A 19,769-nucleotide genomic window follows, 5' to 3' on the forward strand; every position below is an offset into this window, starting at 1 on the left:
GTGGAGGTGCACTCAGTGCACGTCCGCGCCCTCCAGCGTCCCGGTCGCGTTGACGAACCCCTTGTCCGCGGCGACGAGTTGGCCCTGGCGGACCACCTGGAGCGTGACGTCGGCGTTGACCAGGCGGGGGAAGCCGATGGCGGCCAGCCGGCTCTCGTCGGCCCAGTGCAGCGTCGGCGTGAGGCCGCCCGTGCTGACCTTCAGCCCGTCGTCGAGGGCCTTGCGCACGGTGTCGGCGGTGACGTCGCCGCTGCCGAGCGACTCGACGGCGGCCTTGAACACCGTGTACGCGATCCAGGTCGTCTGCACCCCGGCGTCCGCGGGGTCGATGCGGTTGTCGCCGAAGGCCTGCTCCTGGATCACCTTCTTCATGGGGTCCCACCGCTTGTCGTTCGCCACCGGGTACCAGCCGGTGACGTACGAGCCCTCGTAGGGCCCGGACTGACCGCCGGACTCGTTGATCACCGTCTGGTCGACGCTGTCGAGCGTGGCGGCGGTCTTCACCGCGGGGTAGTCCTCGCGGTCGCGCCGGAAGGAGTCCATGAAGGTGTCGGTGCGGTCCCCGAGCGCGGGGATCACGCATCCCTTCTTCGCCGGGTCGGTGGTGGTGGTCTTCAGCGCCTTCTGCGAGGGCCAGGAGTACTCGGTGGTGTCGTCCGCCGCCCGCTGGTCCGTCGCGGCCGGGTGCCCGCCCGCCTTGAGGCCGGAGTCGAGCATGGCGGGCAGCTCGTCGCCCGCGATGCTGTCGGGCCGCACGAGCGCCACGGGGCCGCAGCCGCCGGAGAGCTCCTTGCCGAGTCCCGCCAGCAGGGCGGGCTGGCCGCCGTTGACGGGGTAGGACAGCGGGCTGGTGAATTCGGCGGTGGTGACGCCGTAGCCGCCTATGTAGGGGATGCCGGCGCTCTCCAGCGTCGGCAGGTAGGAGTCGCCGTACTGGCTGTAGGAGCCGACGACCGCGACGACGTCGTTCTTGACGGCGGTGGTCGCGCACTGCGCGGCGGCCACGCTGTCGTTGTGGTCGTTGCAGGTCAGGACCTTCAGCCGGTGGCCGGCGATGCCGCCGTGGGCGTTGACCCAGCGGGCGTAGGCCCGGGCGAAGGCGGGCATGCCGGGCTTGTTGGTCGCGCCGGTCTGCTCCGGGGCCCAGGTCATGACCGTGATCGGGCCATCCCCGGAGCCCCCCGTGGCACCGGGGATGACCCCGCATCCGGCGGCGAGGGACGCACACGCCGCCAAGGCCCCCGCCGACAACACGGTGGCTCTGCGAGGCCTGGTGCGCAGGGGACGGATGGTGTTGCGGATACGTCGCCGACCGGTCATGGACACACACGCTTCCGCCACATCGCCAACCCGGGGGTGACCCTCGGTTATCGAACGGTGGCGTCAAGGTGAATTACGGGGGCCGATGAGGCGCCCGGGCGGAAGAACGTACGATCGATGACCGTGCAAGCTCCGGAGAACTCTTCCCGCCGTGGCCGTCGCTCCTCCACCATGGGCGGCATGCCACTCAACGACATGCCGTGGTGGCGCTGGCGCAGCAATGTGCGCTCCGCGCTGCACATGCTCTCCGATCCGGTGTTCCAGCGTGACGTCTGGCTGGCCGGCGTCGACGGGTACGGGGACGTGACCGACGCCGTCTACCGCCTGGTCGAGGACACCTGGCTGGACAACTGGTCCGCCGAGAAGTACGTCGGCACGATCTTCCGGGACTCCCAGGAGGCGGCCCTCGTCGACACCGCCGTGCTGCGGGTGCTGCGGATCATGCACCAGGTCGGGCCGGACGCCCAGGTCTCCGCGTACTTCGACAACCCGGGCTGGCCGGAGGCGGTCCGGGCGGCACGGGACGCGCACGTGCGGATGGCGGCGGCCGACGGCGAGGACGCGGACACCCCGCCGCGCACCCTCGAGGTGCTGCGGATCATGACGCGGTCCGCCTGACGGACCCGGGCCCGTCCGCGGGCCCGCGTATGGGACCCTGTCCTGCATGAACGAGCAGTCCACCCGAGCCGCGGCGGCCAGTGACCAGTACGTCCTCACGCTCTCCTGCCCGGACAAGCAGGGCATCGTGCACGCCGTCTCCAGCTACCTCTTCATGACCGGCTGCAACATCGAGGACAGCCAGCAGTTCGGCGACCACGACACGGGTCTGTTCTTCATGCGCGTCCACTTCTCGGCCGAGACCCCGGTGACGGTGGACAAGCTGCGGGCGAGCTTCGCGGCCATCGGCGACTCCTTCCACATGGACTGGCAGATCAACCGGGCCGACGAGAAGATGCGGATCGTCCTCATGGTCAGCAGGTTCGGGCACTGCCTGAACGACCTGCTGTTCCGGGCGCGGATCGGTGCGCTGCCGGTGGAGATCGCCGCCGTGGTGTCCAACCACACCGACTTCGCCGAGCTGGCGGGCTCGTACGAGATCCCCTTCCACCACATCCCGGTCACCAAGGACACCAAGGCGGACGCGGAGGCGCGGCTGCTGTCGATCGTGCGCGAGAACGACGTCGAACTGGTCGTGCTGGCCCGGTACATGCAGGTGCTCTCCGACGATCTGTGCAAGCAGCTGAACGGGAAGATCATCAACATCCACCACTCGTTCCTGCCGAGCTTCAAGGGCGCGAAGCCGTACCACCAGGCCCACATCCGGGGGGTCAAGCTGATCGGGGCCACGGCGCACTACGTGACCGCCGACCTCGACGAGGGGCCGATCATCGAGCAGGAGGTCGAGCGCGTCGGGCACGACGCGACGCCGGACCAGCTGGTGGCGGTGGGGCGGGACGTGGAGTGCCAGGCGCTGGCGCGGGCCGTGAAGTGGCATGCGGAGCGGCGTATCTTGCTGAACGGGCGCCGCACGGTGGTGTTCGCCTAGGAGCCCGGGGGTTCGGGTGCGTCGGCGGCTGCGGGTCGTCCGTGGCTGATCGCGCAGTTCCCCGCGCCCCCAGGAAGCGGTACTGCAAGCGTCCTCAGGGTCGCGGGGAACCGCGCGACAAGCCGCGACGCACCCGCAGCCGCCGACCAAACCCGCACCCACCCGCACAACCGGCGAACTACAAACGACTCAAAGAGGCCGCGGCGAACAGCACATCCCTGATCGCCTCCTTGTCCCCGACCTGCCCGACCGCCGCATCCGCCGGAGGCACATGCCCGGCCGCCAGGCGGCAGAACTCCACGCCGTCCAGGGCGATATGGGCGACCTCGTGCTCGGCGGAGCCCACCGCGGCGGGCGAGTCGAGGGGGATCAGCCACTCGCCGCCGCCCGAACCCTCGATCTCCAGGCGCAGGCTGCGGCCGGGCTCGCCGGCCGGGACGAGGTGGCGTCCGTGGGTGGGCGAGGCCAGCCCCGTCCGGCGGCGCTCGGCCAGCGCGGCCGGCAGCACGCGGGCCGCGAGGTCGATCATCCGGTGCAGATGGCGCGGGGCGGGCGGGCCGTACGGGTAGTCGACCGCCTCGGCGATGTCCTCCGCGTGCACCCAGCACTCGAAGGCCCGGTCCACCATCGCGTCGTGCAGCGGCAGGACGAAGTCGCCGTAGGAGACGGCGAGGCGGGCGGAGCCGGTGCCGCCGCCCGCGAAGGCCACCGTGCGGACGAGGTCGTGGGTCTGCTCCCGCCAGGGCGCCCGCACGGAGCGGCCGGGCGGGACGTGCGTGGTGCGCCAGTACGTCTCGGTGCGGGTCCGCGGCGAGGGGCCCTCCGCGGCGCACTCGCCCAGCGGGTCGTCCAGGCCGAGCGCGATCGCGACCAGGCCGTCGACCGAGAGCAGGTGGGCGATGACGCCGGCGACGGTCGTCCGGCGGCTCGCCGGGCCCTCGCCGTCGAACCAGCGCAATCGCACGGGCGCGTGCCACTCGGCGTCCCCGATGTCCTGCAGCAGGGCGTCCAGGCGGGCCGTCTCGGCGTCGTAGGGAGCGGCCCATCCGGGCACCGGGATGCGCGGCGGGCGCCGGTCGAGACAGCTGTCCAGGACGCGGGTGCGCAGGGCCGGGTCCAGGTCGAGGCTCTCCTGCGGGTGCAGCAGGCCGACCGCGTCGCGCAGCCGCAGCGCCTCCTCGGCGCAGGTGCCGCACTCGCCCAGGTGCTCCTCGACGGCCGCCGTCTCCTCCGGCGAGCAGGCGGACAGCGCCCAGGCGCCGAGGAGCGACTTCAGCACACGGTGCTCCAGTACGAGTGGGACGGGCCGCGGCGCCGGTTCGTCGGGGTTCTCCAGCGCGGGCAGCGGCCGGCCGCCGTCCTCCACCGAGGAGCGGGGCATGGGTATGCGCGGCGGGCGGCCGGGGTCCTTGCCGGGGCCGCCGCCCTGTGCGGGGCCGCCCGGGCCGCCGGGCTCGCGCTGCCGCCCGGTCGCGCCGCCGTGCTCCTCCTTGTCGTCCTTGCCCTCGAAGCCCCCGGACTCGAAGCGGTCCGCGTTGCCTGCGTCGTTCACGCCGCACCCCCGTAGCCGGGCGGGGCCCCGGGTGCGCCGGCGTCGTGGGCGGTGGACAGCAGTTGCAGGCCCAGGCGGAGCCGCCGGCGGGCCTCGTCCTCGGTGACACCGAGGTCGGCCGCGGTCTGGCGGTAGTCGCGGCGCTGGAAGTAGGCCAGCTCCAGGGCGGCACGCAGCGGGACGGGCATGGACTGGACGATGTAGTCGGCGCGGGCGGCGATCGAGGCGCGGCGGACCCTGCGCTCCAGCTCCTCGGCGGAGCCGCCGGAGCCCTGGGCCATGGCGGCGGTCTCGGTGGCGCGCAGCCGCTGGACGGCGAGGCGGTGGGTCAGCGTGGCGACCCAGGAGCGCAGCGGGCCCTGCCTCGGGTCGTAGGACTCGGGGTGCTCCCAGACGTGCACGAACACCTCGCGGGTGACGGTGTCGGCGGCGCGCTCGTCGCCGAGGACGCGGTGGGCGAGGCCGTGGACGAGCGAGGCGAACCGGTCGTAGAGCTCGCCGAGGGCGGCCGCCTCACCGCGTGCGAGCCGCTGCTGCATCTTGCGGTCCCAGCGGGGCGGTACGTCCTTCTTCGCCATGCGGCCCCCTCACCCGTACCCGTGTGTCTGCGTCGTCCCAGCCTGCGTCCATCGTCTCCTCGAATGTAGTCGGCACGTCCGACGGCGTACGCCCCTTTGTGCCATTGGGCGCCCCCAGCGCGGCCGGAGGTGATAGTGCGGACTCGCCTACCCGGTCCGCATCTGATCGAACAGGATCGAAGCCGAACAAAACAAGCCGTTTCCGATCGGTTTTCGTTTCTTGTGACGTGTTTCAGGGAACGGCGGCTGGGCAGCCGCGCTGCAAGGAAGCGAAGGGATGGCTTCCGTTTGAGTGGGGGGCCGGCGAACGAAGGGCATGGTGGTGGCGTTCTATGTGACCGGCGGCGAGCAGGGCGACTGGACCGTGCTCAGTGTGTCGGGCGAGCTGGACCTGGTGACCTCGCCGGTGCTGCGGCAGCGGGTGCACGGCGTCGTGGCGGACGGCCGCCACAGCCTGGTCCTCGACCTCTCCGACGTCTTCTTCTGCGACTCCAGCGGCGTCGGCGTGCTCATCGCCGCCCGCCGCCTGATCCGCTCCTGCCAGGGCAGCCTGCGGCTGATCCTCCCGGCGCAGGGCGCGGTCGACGGCTCCCACGTCAACCGGGTCCTCGGCGCCCTCGGCGTGCGCCGCCTGTTCGACGTGTACGCCGACGTGGACGACGCCGTCTCCGAGGAGGCAGGCCCGCTCTCCGCGTAGCAAGCACCGGGGCCTTCTGCCACATCGTTGTTCCAAAATTCCCCCGGTCTTGGCACAAGCGCCGCTTTCCCCCGCCCGGAGGCCACGGCGCGTCGTACGCTCGCGTCCAGATAGACCCCGACGTGACGTGAGGCGGCCCGACAAGACATGGTCAGCAGCGAGTACGAGCGCAGGATCGCGGCCCGGTTCGCCACCTTCGACCAGGACGGCAACGGTTATATCGACCGCGAGGACTTCAACGTGGCGGCCAAGGCGCTGCTCACCGAGTTCGGTGTCGCGGCCCGCTCCGACAAGGGCCAGGCGCTGTACGCGGGCGCCGAGGCGTTCTGGCAGGGCATGGCCGGCATAGCGGACCGCGACGGCGACCAGCGCATCGACCGCGAGGAGTTCGTGAACGGCGCGGTCAAGCGGCTGCGCGACAACCCCGACCGGTTCGCCGAGATCGCCCGGCCCTTCCTGCACGCGGCGCTGGCCGTCGCGGACACCGACGGCGACGGTGCGGCCACCGTCGAGGACACCGCGCGGGTGCTGCGGATCCTGGGCGTGGGCGAGGACGTCGCCCGGGCGAGCGCCGCCGTGCTCGACACCGACGGCGACGGCAGGGTCGGCGAGTCGGAGATCGTCCCCGCGTTCGCCCGCTACTTCACCGTCCCCGAGTAGCGCTCCCGCAGCCGGTACTTGAGCACCTTGCGCAAGGTGTCGTTGCGCGGAAGGGCGTCCACCACCTCCAGCTGCTCCGGCAGCTTGTGCACCGAGAGCCCTTCCGTGCGCAGATAGGACGTCAGCGCGTCCAGGGTCGGGTCGCCCACCCCGGGGCGCCGCTCCACCACGGCGCAGACCCGTTCCCCGCGCTCGGCGTCCGGCAGCCCGATCACGGCGACGTCCCCGACGGCCGGGTGGGCGGCCAGCAGGTCCTCGATCTCCTTGGCCGAGATGTTCTCGCCCTTGCGGATGATCACGTCCTTGAGCCGTCCGGTGAGCACCAGATGCCCGCTCGCGGTCACCCGCCCGAGGTCACCGGTGCGCAGGAACCCCTCCTCGTCGAACGCCTCCGTGGTCTGCGCCGGATCGAGATACCCCTGGCACACCGCCTCCCCGCGCAGCCGCACCTCCCCGCCGGCGATCCGTATCTCCATCCCCTCCGGCGGCCGGCCCTCCGTCGTCGCCAGGTTCTCCGCGGTGTCGTCCGGCGCGCCCATGGTGATCATCGGCACCTCGGTCATGCCGTACCCGTGCGTGAGCTGCACGCCCATCTCGCGGACGACGGCGTGGTACACCTCCGGCGGCTTGGGCGCCCCGCCGCCCGCGAGCAGCCGTAGCGAGGGGATGACCTTCTCTCCCGGCTGCTTGCGCTGCTCGGCGAGGAACATCGAGTAGAAGGCCGTGGAGCCGCCCGCGACCGTCACGCGGTGCCTGCGGTAGCCCTCCAGCGCGTCCGGCAGCGCGAACTGCTCGAACATCACCGCGGGGAAGCCGTACAGCAGCAGCATCACGGTGTAGTCCGGCCCGGCGATGTGCGCGTACGGGAAGGCCATCGAGCCCACGTCGTCCTGCGACAGGTGCAGCGCGTGCGCGAGGCACGAGCCGCCCGCGATCAGCGAGCGGTCGGTGTGCAGCACGCCCTTGGGGTCGGAGGTGGTGCCCGAGGTCCAGTAGATCCAGCGCACGGAGGTGCCCTCGGCGGGCGGGGCGGGCAGGACGGACGGGTCGCCCTCGGGCAGGTCGTCGTACGCCTCGAAGACGCCCTTGGCGCCCAGCCGCCGGGCCATCGCGGTGTGGTCGAAGCCGCGCCACTCGCCGGGGACGGCGAAGTACTCGGCCTTGGACTCGCGCAGCGCGAAGGCGACCTCGCGGTCCCGGTAGAAGGGGATGATCGGCGTCTGCACGGCGCCCAGGCGGGCCAGGGCGAAGGTCAGCAGGGCCGTCTCCAGACGGGTGGGCAGCTGCCAGGCGACCACCGTGCCGGGGCGTACGCCCATGTCGTACAGGCCCGCCGCCACGCGCTCGGCCCCCGCGCGCAGCTCGCCGAAGCTCAGGCAGCGGTCGTCCTGCAGGAGGACCGGGCGGTCGGGGGTCAGGTCTGCGCGGCGGGCGAGCAGGTCCCAGAGGGTGCGGGACGCGCTGAGTGCGTGGGCGGTGTCGGTCACGGCGGCCCCCTCGGTTGAACTGACGGACTGTCAGATCGTGCGCAGAGCGTAGGGCTCGGCGCCTTGTCGGTCCAGGGGTGCGGGACTAGCCTGCTTGGTGAATCTGACGGTCCATCAGAAAACAGTCGCGTCAGGCGGAGGGGACCCATGACCGAACTGCCCCGCATCATCAGCGTCGACGACCATGTGATCGAGCCCGCGCACCTCTTCGAGACGTGGCTGCCGGCGAAGTACCGCGACCGGGGCCCGCAACCCCTGACCGCGGGCATCGGCGAACTCGCCTACGTCGCCGGCAAGTACCAGATCACGATGGACCCGGAGGGCCAGCCGACCGACTGGTGGATCTACGAGGACCTGAAGTTCCCGTACAAGCGCAACATCGCCGCCGTCGGCTTCGACCGCGACGAGATGACCCTGGAGGGCATCACCCGCGAGGAGATGCGGCGCGGCTGCTGGGACCCCAAGGCCCGGCTGGACGACATGGACCTCAACCACGTCGAGGCCAGCCTCTGCTTCCCGTCCTTCCCGCGCTTCTGCGGGCAGACCTTCGCCGAGGCGCACGACAAGGAGGTCGCGCTGGCCTGCGTGCGCGCCTACAACGACTGGATGGTCGAGGAGTGGTGCGGCGACAGCGGCGGCCGGCTCATCCCGCTGTGCCTGATCCCGCTGTGGGACGTGGAGCTGGCGGTCGCGGAGATCCGGCGCAACGCCGCCCGCGGGGTCCGGGCGGTGACCTTCTCCGAGATCCCCACCTACCTCGGCCTGCCGTCCATCCACTCCGGCTACTGGGACCCCTTCTTCGCGGTCTGCCAGGAGACCGGCACGGTCGTCAACATGCACATCGGCAGCAGCTCCCAGATGCCGGCCGCCTCCCCGGACGCGCCGCCCGCCGTCCAGGCGTCGCTGAGCTTCAACAACGCCATGGCCTCGATGATGGACTACCTTTTCAGCGGGGTGCTGGTGAAGTTCCCGCGGCTCAAACTCGCCTACTCCGAGGGGCAGATGGGCTGGATCCCCTACGCCCTGGAGCGCGCCGACGACGTGTGGGAGGAGCATCGCGCCTGGGGCGGGGTCAGGGACCTGGTGCCCGATCCGCCGTCGACGTACTACTACCGGCAGATGTTCTGCTGCTTCTTCCGCGACAAGCACGGGGTCGCCTCGCTGGACGTCGTCGGGCGGGACAACGCCACCTTCGAGACCGACTACCCGCACGTCGACTCGACCTTCCCGCACACCAAGGAGATCGCCCTCGACCATGTGAAGGGCCTCGACGACGAGACCGTCTACAAGCTGATGCGGGGCAACGCCATCCGCATGCTCGACCTCGACCTGGACCGCTAGTGGACCTGTCGTACACCCCGCAGGAGGAGGAGTTCCGGGCGCGGCTGCGGGGGTGGCTCGGCAAGGTGCTGCCGGCCCTGCCGCCGAAGCCGTCCCCGCAGGACTGGCCCGCGCGCAGGGCGTACGACCTCGGCTGGCAGCGGATGCTGTACGAGGCCGGGTACGCCGACGTCCACTGGGACAGCACCCCGACCACGCGGCTGATCTTCCTGGAGGAGACCGAGCGGGCCGGTGCGCCCTACGTCGGGGCCAACTTCGTCGGGCTGCTGCACGCGGGGCCCACGATCGCGGCCGAGGGGACGCCGGAGCAGCGGGCGCGCTGGCTGCCGCCGGTGCTGCGCGGCGAGGAGGTCTGGTGCCAGGGCTTCAGCGAACCGGACGCGGGCTCCGATCTCGCGGCCCTGCGCACCCGCGCGTGGCGGGACGGCGACGACTACGTGGTGCGCGGCTCGAAGATCTGGACCTCGCACGCCGAAGTGGCCGACTGGTGCGAGCTGTTGGTGCGCACCGATCCCGAGGCGCCCAAGCACCGGGGCATTTCCTGGCTCGCGATGCCCATGGACGCCCCGGGCATCACCGTACGGCCGCTGCGGACGCTGGCCGGGTCGGCCGAGTTCGCCGAGGTGTTCCTCGACGACGTACGCGTGCCGGTCGCCAACCGGGTCGGCGCGGAGAACGACGGCTGGCGCGTGACCATGGTGACGCTCTCGTTCGAGCGCGGCACTGCGTTCGTGGGCGAGGTCGTCGCCTGCCGCCGCGTGCTGGGCGAACTCGCCGCCGAGGCCCGGGAGAACGGCCGATGGGACGACCCCGCGTTGCGGCGCCGGCTCGGCAGGCTCAACGCGGAGTTCCGGGCGCTGTGGCGGCTGACGCAGTGGAACGTGAGCGAGGCGGAGGCCTCCGGCGGTGTGCCGGGGGTGGGCGGGTCGGTCTTCAAGCTGCGTTACTCGCACGCGCGCCAGGAACTCTTCGACGCGGCGGCGGACGTACTCGGGCCGGACTCGCTGGATCTGGAGCGGCCGTGGACGGTCGATCGGCTGTCGTCGTTGTCGTACACGATCGCGGCCGGGACGTCGCAGATCCAGCGGAACATCGTGGGCGAGCGGGTGCTCGGGCTGCCGAAGGGGCGATGAGCATGCGGTTTCAACCGACCCAGGAGCAGCGGGCGTTGCGCGCCACGGTGCGTTCGGCTGTCGGTCGGCGGGCGGGTGGCGGTTCGTCGTGGCCCCTGGGCGGGGGTGCGGAACCCGGGGATTCCCAGCCCCGCGTCGATCGGGAGATGTGGCGGGCCCTCGGAGAGCTCGGGTTCTTCTCGTTGCGGTTGGCGGAGGCCGACGGAGGGGTCGGACTCGGGCTTCCCGAGGCCGTGTTGGTGTTCGAGGAGGCCGGGCGGGCGCTGGTGCCCGGGCCGCTCGTCGCCACGCACCTGGCGGCCGGGGAGGTCCCGGGGGCGGCGGAGGGGGAGGTCGTCGTGGCCGCCGCCGACGGCCGGCTGGTGGAGTGGCTGGACGAGGCCGACGTCGTACGGCGGGGCGCCGAGGGCGCTGTGCCGCTGCGCTCGGTGGACCCGCTCACGCCTCTGCACCGGGTGCCCGCGCCGGCCCGTACCGATCCGGTCGCCGTCCTGCTGACCGCCGCCGAGCAGCTCGGCACGGCCACGCGCGTGTGCGAGCTGGCCGTGCAACACGCCCGGACGCGCGAGCAGTTCGGGCAGCCGATCGGAGCCTTCCAGGCCGTCAAGCACCTGTGCGCGCAGATGCTGGTACGGGTCGAGGTCGCCCGCGCCGCCGTCTACGCCGCCGCCGTCACCGCCGACCGGGCCGACATCGCCGCGGCCCGGCTGCTCGCGGACGAGGCCGCCGAGCGCGGCGCCCGCGACTGCCTCCAGGTGCACGGCGGCATGGGCTTCACCTGGGAGAGCGAGGTCCATCTGCATCTGAAGCGGGCCTGGGTCCGGGCACAACGTGCCGGCGGAGCTACGGAGAGTGAGGAGCTGCTCGCGGCCGATCTGACCGTGTGAGAGCCGTCGGCCTGCGGTGCCACGGAATCCGACCTCGCAGATGTCGCGGATTGTGGCATACCGGAATTACGGAGCGTTGATATCGGGTTGTGTCCTATGCGTGACCCGTCACGTCCTGGAGTCGGTGTCCCGCTCCGGTACCTTCTGTGGGATGCGAGTGGTTCCGAGCGCGTGCCGTGCCGGTGTTGCCCCCGGGGTGATGCCTCAGCAGGCCTGTTCGACTCCTCGCGGTGAGCGTCGCACAGTATGCCGCACGGGTACTCCTTCGCGCTGGAATATGCCCGAAGCGCTTGTTGGGGTGACTGTACGTCAACCATGCTGTCTTTTAAGGGATTCACGTTCCGTGACCCCTGCTCTGGGCTCTGCACTGGCCGTTGTTATGGCCATGCGGAAAATGGCTACGATCGTGGCCCTCGTCGCGGCGCGCACGTGGCGCGAGGTCATGTGTCCGCCGGTTCGGATGGTGTGAGCGGTGCAGGTGCTTCAGGTGCAGCTGGAAGTCCGGCCCGACCCCGCTGAGGTGGGGCGAGCCCGCAGGTGGGCCCGTTCGCGTCTCGCCGGGTCCGGCATAGAGGCCGACGAGCCGCTCGCCGAGACGCTGATCCTGCTCGTCTCCGAACTGGTCACCAACGCCGTGGTGCACACCGGCTGTCCGGCCGTCCTGCGCCTGTCGCTGCCCGGTGTGGCCGGCGAATCGGCCACCGTCCGGCTGGAGGTGGCCGACAGCAGTGACCGGGCCCCCGTGCCGCGCTGCGCCGACGGTGACGCGACCGGCGGCCGCGGCCTCGCCCTCGTCGACGGTCTCGCCGACCGCTGGGGCTGGAGCCCCGAAGGGGCGGGCAAGCGCATCTGGTGCGAACTCGACCGCTGCGCACAGTCCCGCCAGGAGGCGGAGTCGTGCATGGGTGGCGTGCCGGTGTACGAGGGGCTGGCGTTCGAGGCGGTGTGACCGGCGCACGGAAGCAGGGATTCCGGTCAACCGCGGTGCACGGTCGCAGAGGCCGCCCCCCTGTCCGGTCCGGCCAGGTGTGATGCGCCGGGACGTGCTTCCGTGCGCGCCCATGGCAAATAGGGCTTAAGTAATAAATCTCCGTACGGGTGTTGACGCAACGTGTCCGTTTGATCACGCTGTTGGTCTGCGGGTCGCCGTGAGGGGACGGCGAGGGCTTCGGTGACGGGAGCCCTCGTCGAGCGCGGGTCGCGGTTCGGCGCCGGTTCCGTTCAGGGGCCAGGTGGAATCGGCGGGGTGCGCCGAAGTCGGTCGGCGGTGCGTGGTGCCGTGCTCGGGGCGGGAGCGCCGCGCCGCCGGCCGCAGCTCCTCACAGAACGGCGACGGGGGCCACGGGAGTTCCGGTCGCGCCGACGAACGGCTCGGGCATCGCCGACAGCAGGAACGCGTACCGGCCCGCTTCTCCACAGGCTGTGGACAACTCTTCCAGATTCCAGTTCTGGCCCTGCAGCATGCCCATCTCCACCAGGTCGAGCGCGTGCACGGGCAGCCACAGGTCCTCGATCTCGGGAGGGAAGATCTCGAAGGTCAGGGTGTCGTTGGCCACGGCGGCGACATCGCGCGCGTGGAACCACTCCGGCGTACGGACCGAAAGGCCCGGCGAGGGGTAGCCGTACGCCTCCCGGTCGCCGGCGAGGCAGAGCTGGATCTGGCCGGTCCGTACGAGGACGATGTCGCCGGACCGTACGCGCGTACCGCCGAACTCCTCCGCGGCCTCCAGGTCCTCGGGCGTGACCGCGTGCCCGCCGTCCAGCCGGTCCACCCCCCGTGCGCGGGCCACGTCCAGCAGCACCCCGCGCGAGACGATGTGCCGCGCCTTGTCGATGCCGGCGAACTCCGCGCCCCCGTGCGCGGTGACGGTGCCGGCCGGGCGGCCGTTGTAGAGCCGGCCCGAGTGCGAGACATGGGGCAGCGCGTCCCAGTGGGTGGCCGCCTGCAGGCCCATGGTCACGGCGTCGTCGCTGCAGGCGACCGTGCCCGGCCCGAACAGCTCCTGGTTGATCTGCACCATCGTGTGCAGGGGGTTGACCCGGCCCGGGATCATCCCGGTCTGCACGCCGTCCTGCCTCAGGGGCAGGGCGAGCGGGATGCGGCGGCCCGAGCGGACCGTCGCGGCGGCCTCGCGCACGACCTCGTCGGTGATCAGGTTGAGCGTGCCGATCTCGTCGTCGGAGCCCCAACGACCCCAGTTGTTCACGCGCTTGGCGATCTCGTGGAACGAATCCGGCAGCGACATCGGTCCTCCCCGGGGCTTGTCTCCAGGTATCTGACGGGTCATAAAATCTAACGGTCCGTCAGAAACCGCGGGAAGGGGCCGGACGTGGGGAACTTCTTGGCAGGCAAGGTCGTCGCCGTGACGGGTGCCGGGCGGGGCATCGGGCGGGCGGTCGCCCTGGCCGCCGCGGCCGAGGGCGCCCGGGTCGTCGTCAACGACTACGGCGTCTCCGTCGACGGCGCGTCCCCGGCGAGCGAGATCGCCGAGGCCGTCGTCAAGGAGATCGAGGCCGCGGGCGGGGAGGCGGTCGCCGTCGCCGACGACATCTCCACGATGGCCGGCGGGCAGCGGGTGGTGGACACCGCGCTGGCCTCGTACGGGCGGCTCGACGGGGTCGTGTGCGTCGCCGGGATCCTGCGCGAGCGGATGCTGTTCAACATGTCCGAGGAGGAGTGGGACCCGGTCGTCGCCACGCATCTGAAGGGGACGTTCACCGTGTTCCGGGCCGCCTCGGCGGTGATGCGCAAGCAGCGTGCGGGCACGCTGATCGGGTTCACCAGCGGCAACCACCAGGGGTCGGTGTCGCAGGCCAACTACAGCGCGGCCAAGGGCGGGATCATCTCGCTGGTGCGGAGCGCTGCGCTGGGCCTCAACAAGTACGGGGTGACGGCCAATGCGGTGGCGCCCGTCGCCCGTACGCGGATGTCGGCGAACGTGCCGATGGAGCTCGCGGAGATGGGGGAGCCGGAGGACGTCGCTGCCCTTGTCGTCTATCTGCTGTCCGAGCGGGCCAAGGGGCACGGGGTGACCGGGCAGGTGTACACGATCGCCGGGGCGAAGCTGGCGGTGTGGGCGCAGCCGCATGAACTGCGTGCGGCCTACGCGGAGGGGGGGTCCTGGACTCCGGAATCGATCGCGGAGTTCCTGCCGGGGTCGGTCGGTGTGGATCCGATGCCGATGCTTGAGCGGCTGGCGGCGATGGAGCGGGCGGCGGTGCGGGGGGAGCGGCCCAACGCCTGAGGGGTTGGGGGGTTCTGTTGTGTGGCGGGTGCGGGTCTGGTGTGGCGTGTCGCGCAGTTCCCCGCGCCCCTGAAGGCGTTGCGGCCGAGGAGGGTCCGTGGAATTCGGGTTCAGTGCTGAGGACGAAGGCTTTCGGGGTGAGGTGCGGCAGTGGCTTGCGGAGCATGCCCCGGGGGCGGCGGGCCGCCGGGACTGGGAGCGGACCCTGGGCAAGGACGGATGGGTCGGGATCGGGTGGGGGGAGGCCGGGTTCGGGAACCGGACCGCCTCGCTCACCCAGCAGGTGGTCTGGGCCGAGGAGTACGCCCGGTCCGTCGCGCCGCCGCGGTCCGGGCACATCGGGGAGAACCTGCTGGCGCCGACCCTGCTGGCGCACGGGACGGCCGAGCAGAAGGCGCGTTTCCTGCCGGCGATCGCCGAGGGCCGGGAGCTGTGGTGCCAGGGGTACAGCGAGCCCGCGGCCGGTTCGGACCTCGCCGGGATCCGCACGAAGGCCGAGCGGGGCCCGGACGGGACGTACCGGATCAGCGGGCAGAAGATCTGGACCTCGCTCGCCCATGAGGCCGACTGGTGCTTCGTGCTGGCGCGGACCGAGCCCGGCTCGACGCGGCACCGCGGGCTGAGCTTCCTGCTCGTGCCGATGGACCAGCCCGGGCGCGTCGAGGTGCGGCCGATCCGGCAGATGACCGGCACCAGCGACTTCAACGAGGTGTTCTTCGACGGGGCTTCGGCGCGTGCGGAGCACGTCGTCGGGGACCCGGGCGGCGGGTGGCAGGTCGCGATGAGTCTGCTGGGGTTCGAGCGGGGCGTGTCCACGCTCGCGCAGCAGATCGGGTTCGCGGCCGAGCTGGGGCGGATCGTGGAGGCGGCGGTGAAGTCGGGGGCCGTCGCCGACCCCGTCGTACGGGAGCGGCTGGTGCGGCAGTGGGCCGAGCTGCGGGCCATGCGGTGGAACGCCCTGCGCACGCTGGGGAGTTCGGGGGATGCCGGGGCGCCCAGCGTGGCGAAGCTGCTGTGGGCCGGCTGGCATCAACGGCTGGGGGAGCTGGCCATGGAGGTGCGCGGGGCGGCCGCCGCGGTCGGGCCGGCCGACTGGTCGCCCTCGGCGCCGTACGAACTCGACGCGTTGCAGCACCTGTTCCTCTTCTCCCGGGCCGACACCATCTACGGCGGCTCGGACCAGGTTCAGCGCACGATCATCGCCGAGCGGGTGCTCGGCCTGCCGAGGGAGCCCAAGGGAGTCGCCTGATGCGCGGAGTGCTGTTCGACGGCAAACGGGTCGAGGTCGTGGACGACCTGGAGGTGCGGGACCCGGGGCCGGGGGAGGTGCTGGTCGCGATCTCGGCGGCCGGGCTGTGCCACAGCGATCTGTCCGTGGTGGACGGGACCATCCCCTTCCCCGTCCCCGTGGTGCTGGGGCACGAGGGGGCGGGTGTGGTCGAGGCCGTGGGCGCCGGGGTCACGCACGTCGCGACCGGCGACCACGTGGCCCTGTCCACGCTCGCCAACTGCGGTACGTGCGCGGAGTGCGACCGCGGGCGGCCGACGATGTGCCGGCAGGCGATCGGGCGGCCGGGGCGGCCGTTCACGCGGGGCGGGCGGCCGGTGTACCAGTTCGCCTCCAACTCCGCGTTCGCCGAGCGGACGGTGGTGAAGGCGGTGCAGGCCGTCCGCATCCCCAAGGACATCCCGCTGCCGTCCGCCGCCCTGATCGGGTGCGGCGTGCTGACCGGCGTGGGCGCGGTGCTCAACCGGGCGCGGGTGGACCGCGGGGAGTCCGTCCTCGTCATCGGCACCGGCGGCATCGGGCTCAACGTCATCCAGGGTGCCCGGATCGCCGGTGCGTCCACCGTCGTCGCCGTCGACGCGAACCCCGCGAAGGAGGCGGTGGCCCGGCAGTTCGGGGCGACGCACTTCCTGACGTCGACGGACGGGGTCAAGGAGATCCTGCCGACGGGGGCCGACCACGCCTTCGAGTGCGTCGGGCGGGTGGAGCTGATCCGGCAGGCGATCGACCTGCTGGACCGGCACGGCCAGGCCGTGCTGCTCGGCGTCCCGCCGGCGACCGCCGAGGCGTCCTTCCTCGTCTCCTCCATGTACCTCGACAAGTCCATCCTCGGCTGCCGGTACGGGTCGTCGCGGCCGCAGCGGGACATCGCCCTGTACGCCGAGCTGTACCGGGCGGGCCGGCTGCTGCTGGACGAGCTGGTGACGGAGACCTACCCGGTCGAGGACTTCGCGAAGGCCGAGGCCGACGCGGAGGCGGGGCGGGTCGCGCGCGGGGTGCTCACGTTCTGACGCCGGTGCGGAAGGTGCGGCGGTAGGCGGTGGGGGTGACCCCGAGCGCCGCCTGGAGGTGCTGCCGCATCGACTGCGCCGTGCCGAACCCGGCCTGCTGGGCCACCTGGTCCACGGACAGGTCGCTGGACTCCAGCAGGTGCCGCGCCCGCTCCACGCGCTGCTGGGTCAGCCACTGCCCGGGGCTGACGCCGGCCTCCTCGCGGAAACGGCGCGTGAAGGTGCGCACGGACATGGACTCCTGGGCGGCCATGTCGCGCAGCTGGATCGGCTCGTGCAGGCGGCCCAGGGCCCAGGCGCGGGCGGCGGTGGTGGTGGCCAGCTGGGGCTCGGGCACCGGGCGTTCGATGTACTGCGCCTGCCCGCCGTCCCGGTGCGGCGGCACGACCGTGCGCCGGGCCACCTCGTTGGCGACCGCCGCGCCGTGGTCCCGGCGCACCATGTGCAGGCACAGGTCGAGGCCGGCCGCGACGCCCGCAGAGGTCAGGATGTCGCCGTCGTCGATGAACAGCACGTCCGGGTCGACGTCGATCTTCGGGAAGAGGCGCTGGAGCTGGTCGGTCTCCGCCCAGTGCGTGGTCGCGGGCCGGCCGTCCAGATAGCCGGCGGCGGCGAGGACGAACACGCCGGTGCAGATCGAGGCGAGCCGGGTGCCGGGCCGGATGTGGGCGAGGGCGGCGGCCAGCTCGGCGGTGAGCACGCCCTCCTCGAAGACCGGGCCGAGTTCGTACGACGCCGGGACGACGACCGTGTCGGCGGTGGCCAGCAGCTCCGGGCCGTGCTCGACCATGATCGAGAAGTCGGCGTCGGTCCGCACCGGGCCCGGCGGCCGGACCGAGCAGGTCATGACCTCGTAGAGCCGCCGTCGCAGGGCGTCCTTCGGGCGGCCGAAGATGCCCAGCTCGAAGGGGAGCAGTCCGTCCATGGCGAGGACGACGACGCGGTGCGGGCGGAACTCCGCGGCCGTGTCCATGACCTTCTCCGTGACCTTCTCCATGGCCCGATTCTAACGAATGCTGTCCTTCGGGCCAGTGGTTGCGGTCGGTCCGGGCCTGGATGCTCTATGTCGTGACCCAGACAACCGAGGCCGCGGCCGCCGCAGAGGACAACCCGGTTACCCGGAAGCCGCGCCCGCGGCCCGGCCGCCGCATGCCCGTGCACATGGCATGGTTCGTCGCCGCCGTCACCTTCGTGACGATCATCGGCGCGGCCGCCTTCCGTTCCCTTCCCGGGCTGCTGATCGACCCGCTGCACGAGGAGTTCGGCTGGTCGCGCGGCACCATCGGCGCGGCCGTCTCCGTCAACCTCGCGCTCTACGGCCTCACCGCCCCGTTCGCGGCGGCGCTGATGGACCGCTTCGGCATCCGCAAGGTCGTCGCCGTGGCCCTGACCGTGATCGCGCTCGGCTCCGGCCTGACGGTGTGGATGACGGCGGCCTGGCAGCTGATGCTGTGCTGGGGCCTGCTGGTGGGCCTCGGCAGCGGCTCGATGGCCCTGGCTTTCGCCGCCACGGTCACCAACCGCTGGTTCACCGAGCGCCGGGGCCTGGTGACGGGCATCCTCACGGCCGCCTCGGCCTCGGGGCAGCTGATCTTCCTGCCCGTGCTGTCCTGGATCGTGGAGACGCACGACTGGCGGCCGGCGGCCGTCACGGTGGCCCTCGCCGCGCTCGCGGTGGTCCCCTTCGTCTGGCTGCTGCTGCGCGACCACCCGGCGGACGTGGGCCTGAAGCCGTACGGCGCCGAGGAGTTCGTGCCGAAGCCCCCGCCCACCCGCGGCGCCGCGCGCCGGGCGGTCGGCGTCCTGTTCACGGCCTCCCGCACCGGCACCTTCTGGCTGCTCGCCGGGACCTTCGCGATCTGCGGGGCCTCCACCAACGGCCTGATCCAGACCCACTTCGTGCCCGCCGCCCACGACCACGGCATGCCCGTCACGGCGGCGGCCTCGCTGCTCGCGGTCATCGGCGTCTTCGACGTCGTCGGCACGATCGCCTCCGGCTGGTTCACCGACCGCTTCGAGCCGCGCCGCCTGCTGGCCGTCTACTACGCCCTGCGCGGCATCTCGCTGCTGTTCCTGCCGATGCTGCTGGCGCCCTCGGTCCACCCGCCGATGCTGTTCTTCATCGTCTTCTACGGCCTCGACTGGGTCGCCACCGTCCCGCCGACGGTCGCGCTGTGCCGCGAGCAGTTCGGCGACGACAGCGCCATCGTCTTCGGCTGGGTCCTCGCCTCCCACCAGGTCGGCGCCGCGCTGGTGGCCTTCCTCGGGGGCGTGGCCCGCGACGTCTTCGGCTCCTACGACATGGTCTGGTACGCCTCCGGGGCCCTGTGCGCGGCGGCGGCGCTGATGGCGCTGGTGATCCGGCGCAGGCCGGCACCCGTCACCGCGGTGGCCGCCGCGACGGCCTAGCGGACGTGGCCCTGACGGTCTGGTGGAAGCCGCCCCGGTGGAAGAGCAGGGGCTCCCCGTCCTCGTCGCTCGTGCCCAGCGCGTCCACCCGGCCCACCACGATCAGATGGTCGCCGCCGGTGTGCACCGCGTGGATCGTGCAGTCGATCCACGCGAGCGCACCGGCCAGGCGCGGGGAGCCGGAGACCGGCGCCGCGTCGTGGGCGACGCCCGCGAACTTGTCCGCGCCGCTCACCGCGAAGGACCGGCACAGCCCGCCCTGGTGGGAGGCGAGGACGTTGACGCAGAAGACGCCCGCGCGGGCGATCCGCGGCCAGGTCGTCGACGTACGGCCGACCATGAAGGCGATCAGGGGCGGGTCGAGGGAGAGGGACGAGAACGACTGGCAGGCGAAGCCCGCGGGGGCGTCCTCGCCGGGTGCGGCGGGAGCCGTGACGACGGTGACGCCCGTCGCGAAGCTGCCGAGCACACGCCGGAACTCGGCCGGGTCGAGCGGCGCCCGCTCGTCCTCGCCGACGCATCTGAGTTCCGGGCGCGGCAGTGCGTCCACGGGGGCCGGAGCCCCGGCCGACCGGAGGTAGCGGACGGCCGCTGCTGCCGCCCCTGCGTGTCCCAT

Annotated in this window: 19 protein-coding genes; 12 read left to right on the plus strand and 7 right to left on the minus strand. The window is 72.2% G+C overall.

What is annotated here, in order from left to right; all coding sequences use genetic code 11:
- Positions 1–12: 12 nt before the first annotated feature.
- The gene (locus ACFU97_RS06450) at positions 13–1,320 is read right to left on the minus strand and encodes an ABC transporter substrate-binding protein (RefSeq protein ID WP_384251701.1); all 1,308 of its coding nucleotides are present in this window, start codon (positions 1,318–1,320) and stop codon (positions 13–15) included.
- A gap of 117 nt (positions 1,321–1,437) precedes the next feature.
- On the opposite strand from ACFU97_RS06450, the gene ACFU97_RS06455 reads away from it, so the two are divergent.
- Complete coding sequence (locus ACFU97_RS06455; protein ID WP_384251703.1) at positions 1,438–1,938, plus strand: hypothetical protein; 501 nt, start codon at positions 1,438–1,440, stop codon at positions 1,936–1,938.
- A 46-nt stretch (positions 1,939–1,984) separates the two neighbouring features.
- On the plus strand, positions 1,985–2,866 hold the full coding sequence (gene purU, locus ACFU97_RS06460) for a formyltetrahydrofolate deformylase (RefSeq protein ID WP_384251706.1): 882 nt from the start codon (positions 1,985–1,987) through the stop codon (positions 2,864–2,866).
- A 178-nt stretch (positions 2,867–3,044) separates the two neighbouring features.
- Here purU and ACFU97_RS06465 read toward each other — a convergent pair whose 3' ends face one another.
- Together ACFU97_RS06465 and ACFU97_RS06470 are read right to left on the minus strand one after the other, a co-directional pair.
- Positions 3,045–4,418, minus strand: a complete 1,374-nt coding sequence (locus ACFU97_RS06465; protein WP_384251709.1) for a zf-HC2 domain-containing protein — start codon at positions 4,416–4,418, stop codon at positions 3,045–3,047.
- Positions 4,415–4,996 (minus strand): sigma-70 family RNA polymerase sigma factor, encoded by a 582-nt coding sequence (locus tag ACFU97_RS06470; protein WP_384251711.1) that lies wholly within the window; start codon positions 4,994–4,996, stop codon positions 4,415–4,417. Before ACFU97_RS06470 ends, ACFU97_RS06465 begins: the two co-directional genes overlap by 4 nt.
- Before the next feature lie 316 nt (positions 4,997–5,312).
- Between ACFU97_RS06470 and ACFU97_RS06475 the strand changes: the two genes are divergently transcribed.
- Positions 5,313–5,693, plus strand: a complete 381-nt coding sequence (locus ACFU97_RS06475) for an STAS domain-containing protein (RefSeq protein ID WP_384251714.1) — start codon at positions 5,313–5,315, stop codon at positions 5,691–5,693.
- 147 nt (positions 5,694–5,840) lie between these two features.
- Positions 5,841–6,353, plus strand: coding sequence for an EF-hand domain-containing protein (locus ACFU97_RS06480; RefSeq protein WP_384251716.1), 513 nt, complete (start codon positions 5,841–5,843; stop codon positions 6,351–6,353).
- On the opposite strand, the gene ACFU97_RS06485 is transcribed toward ACFU97_RS06480, so the two are convergent.
- Positions 6,332–7,840 (minus strand): class I adenylate-forming enzyme family protein, encoded by a 1,509-nt coding sequence (locus ACFU97_RS06485; protein ID WP_384251718.1) that lies wholly within the window; start codon positions 7,838–7,840, stop codon positions 6,332–6,334. The genes ACFU97_RS06480 and ACFU97_RS06485 overlap by 22 nt on opposite strands.
- Positions 7,841–7,987: 147 nt before the next feature.
- Here ACFU97_RS06485 and ACFU97_RS06490 point away from each other — a divergent pair, with 147 nt between their 5' ends.
- From ACFU97_RS06490 to ACFU97_RS06505, 4 genes are all read left to right on the plus strand, one after another.
- Positions 7,988–9,181, plus strand: a complete 1,194-nt coding sequence (locus ACFU97_RS06490) for an amidohydrolase family protein (RefSeq protein WP_384251721.1) — start codon at positions 7,988–7,990, stop codon at positions 9,179–9,181.
- Positions 9,181–10,314, plus strand: a complete 1,134-nt coding sequence (locus ACFU97_RS06495) for an acyl-CoA dehydrogenase family protein (RefSeq protein WP_384251723.1) — start codon at positions 9,181–9,183, stop codon at positions 10,312–10,314. Before ACFU97_RS06490 ends, ACFU97_RS06495 begins: the two co-directional genes overlap by 1 nt.
- Before the next feature lie 2 nt (positions 10,315–10,316).
- Positions 10,317–11,201: an acyl-CoA dehydrogenase family protein gene (locus tag ACFU97_RS06500; protein WP_384251726.1), complete on the plus strand. Its 885-nt coding sequence runs from the start codon at positions 10,317–10,319 to the stop codon at positions 11,199–11,201.
- A gap of 487 nt (positions 11,202–11,688) precedes the next feature.
- Entirely contained in the window at positions 11,689–12,150 is a 462-nt protein-coding gene (locus tag ACFU97_RS06505; protein ID WP_384251999.1) for an ATP-binding protein, read from the plus strand.
- A gap of 370 nt (positions 12,151–12,520) precedes the next feature.
- On the opposite strand, the gene ACFU97_RS06510 is transcribed toward ACFU97_RS06505, so the two are convergent.
- A complete protein-coding gene (locus ACFU97_RS06510; RefSeq protein WP_384251728.1) occupies positions 12,521–13,447 on the minus strand; it encodes a cyclase family protein in 927 nt (308 codons plus the stop codon).
- A gap of 84 nt (positions 13,448–13,531) precedes the next feature.
- On the opposite strand from ACFU97_RS06510, the gene ACFU97_RS06515 reads away from it, so the two are divergent.
- The 3 genes from ACFU97_RS06515 to ACFU97_RS06525 all read left to right on the plus strand — a co-directional run bounded on the left by ACFU97_RS06515 (position 13,532) and on the right by ACFU97_RS06525 (position 16,744).
- Positions 13,532–14,446, plus strand: coding sequence for an SDR family NAD(P)-dependent oxidoreductase (locus ACFU97_RS06515; RefSeq protein ID WP_384251731.1), 915 nt, complete (start codon positions 13,532–13,534; stop codon positions 14,444–14,446).
- A gap of 97 nt (positions 14,447–14,543) precedes the next feature.
- A complete protein-coding gene (locus ACFU97_RS06520) occupies positions 14,544–15,695 on the plus strand; it encodes an acyl-CoA dehydrogenase family protein (protein ID WP_384251733.1) in 1,152 nt (383 codons plus the stop codon).
- Positions 15,695–16,744: a Zn-dependent alcohol dehydrogenase gene (locus ACFU97_RS06525; protein ID WP_384251736.1), complete on the plus strand. Its 1,050-nt coding sequence runs from the start codon at positions 15,695–15,697 to the stop codon at positions 16,742–16,744. Before ACFU97_RS06520 ends, ACFU97_RS06525 begins: the two co-directional genes overlap by 1 nt.
- Here ACFU97_RS06525 and ACFU97_RS06530 read toward each other — a convergent pair.
- A complete protein-coding gene (locus tag ACFU97_RS06530) occupies positions 16,734–17,741 on the minus strand; it encodes a GlxA family transcriptional regulator (protein WP_384251739.1) in 1,008 nt (335 codons plus the stop codon). The two genes, ACFU97_RS06525 and ACFU97_RS06530, sit on opposite strands and share 11 nt — an antisense overlap.
- 71 nt (positions 17,742–17,812) lie before the next feature.
- On the opposite strand from ACFU97_RS06530, the gene ACFU97_RS06535 reads away from it, so the two are divergent.
- The gene (locus tag ACFU97_RS06535) at positions 17,813–19,153 is read left to right on the plus strand and encodes an MFS transporter (RefSeq protein WP_384251742.1); all 1,341 of its coding nucleotides are present in this window, start codon (positions 17,813–17,815) and stop codon (positions 19,151–19,153) included.
- Here the strand turns inward: ACFU97_RS06535 and ACFU97_RS06540 are convergent.
- A complete protein-coding gene (locus ACFU97_RS06540; RefSeq protein WP_384251744.1) occupies positions 19,125–19,769 on the minus strand; it encodes a flavin reductase family protein in 645 nt (214 codons plus the stop codon). The two genes, ACFU97_RS06535 and ACFU97_RS06540, sit on opposite strands and share 29 nt — an antisense overlap.

Origin of the sequence: Streptomyces sp. NPDC057616, assembly GCF_042800575.1 — a bacterium.
Classification (GTDB): domain Bacteria; phylum Actinomycetota; class Actinomycetes; order Streptomycetales; family Streptomycetaceae; genus Streptomyces.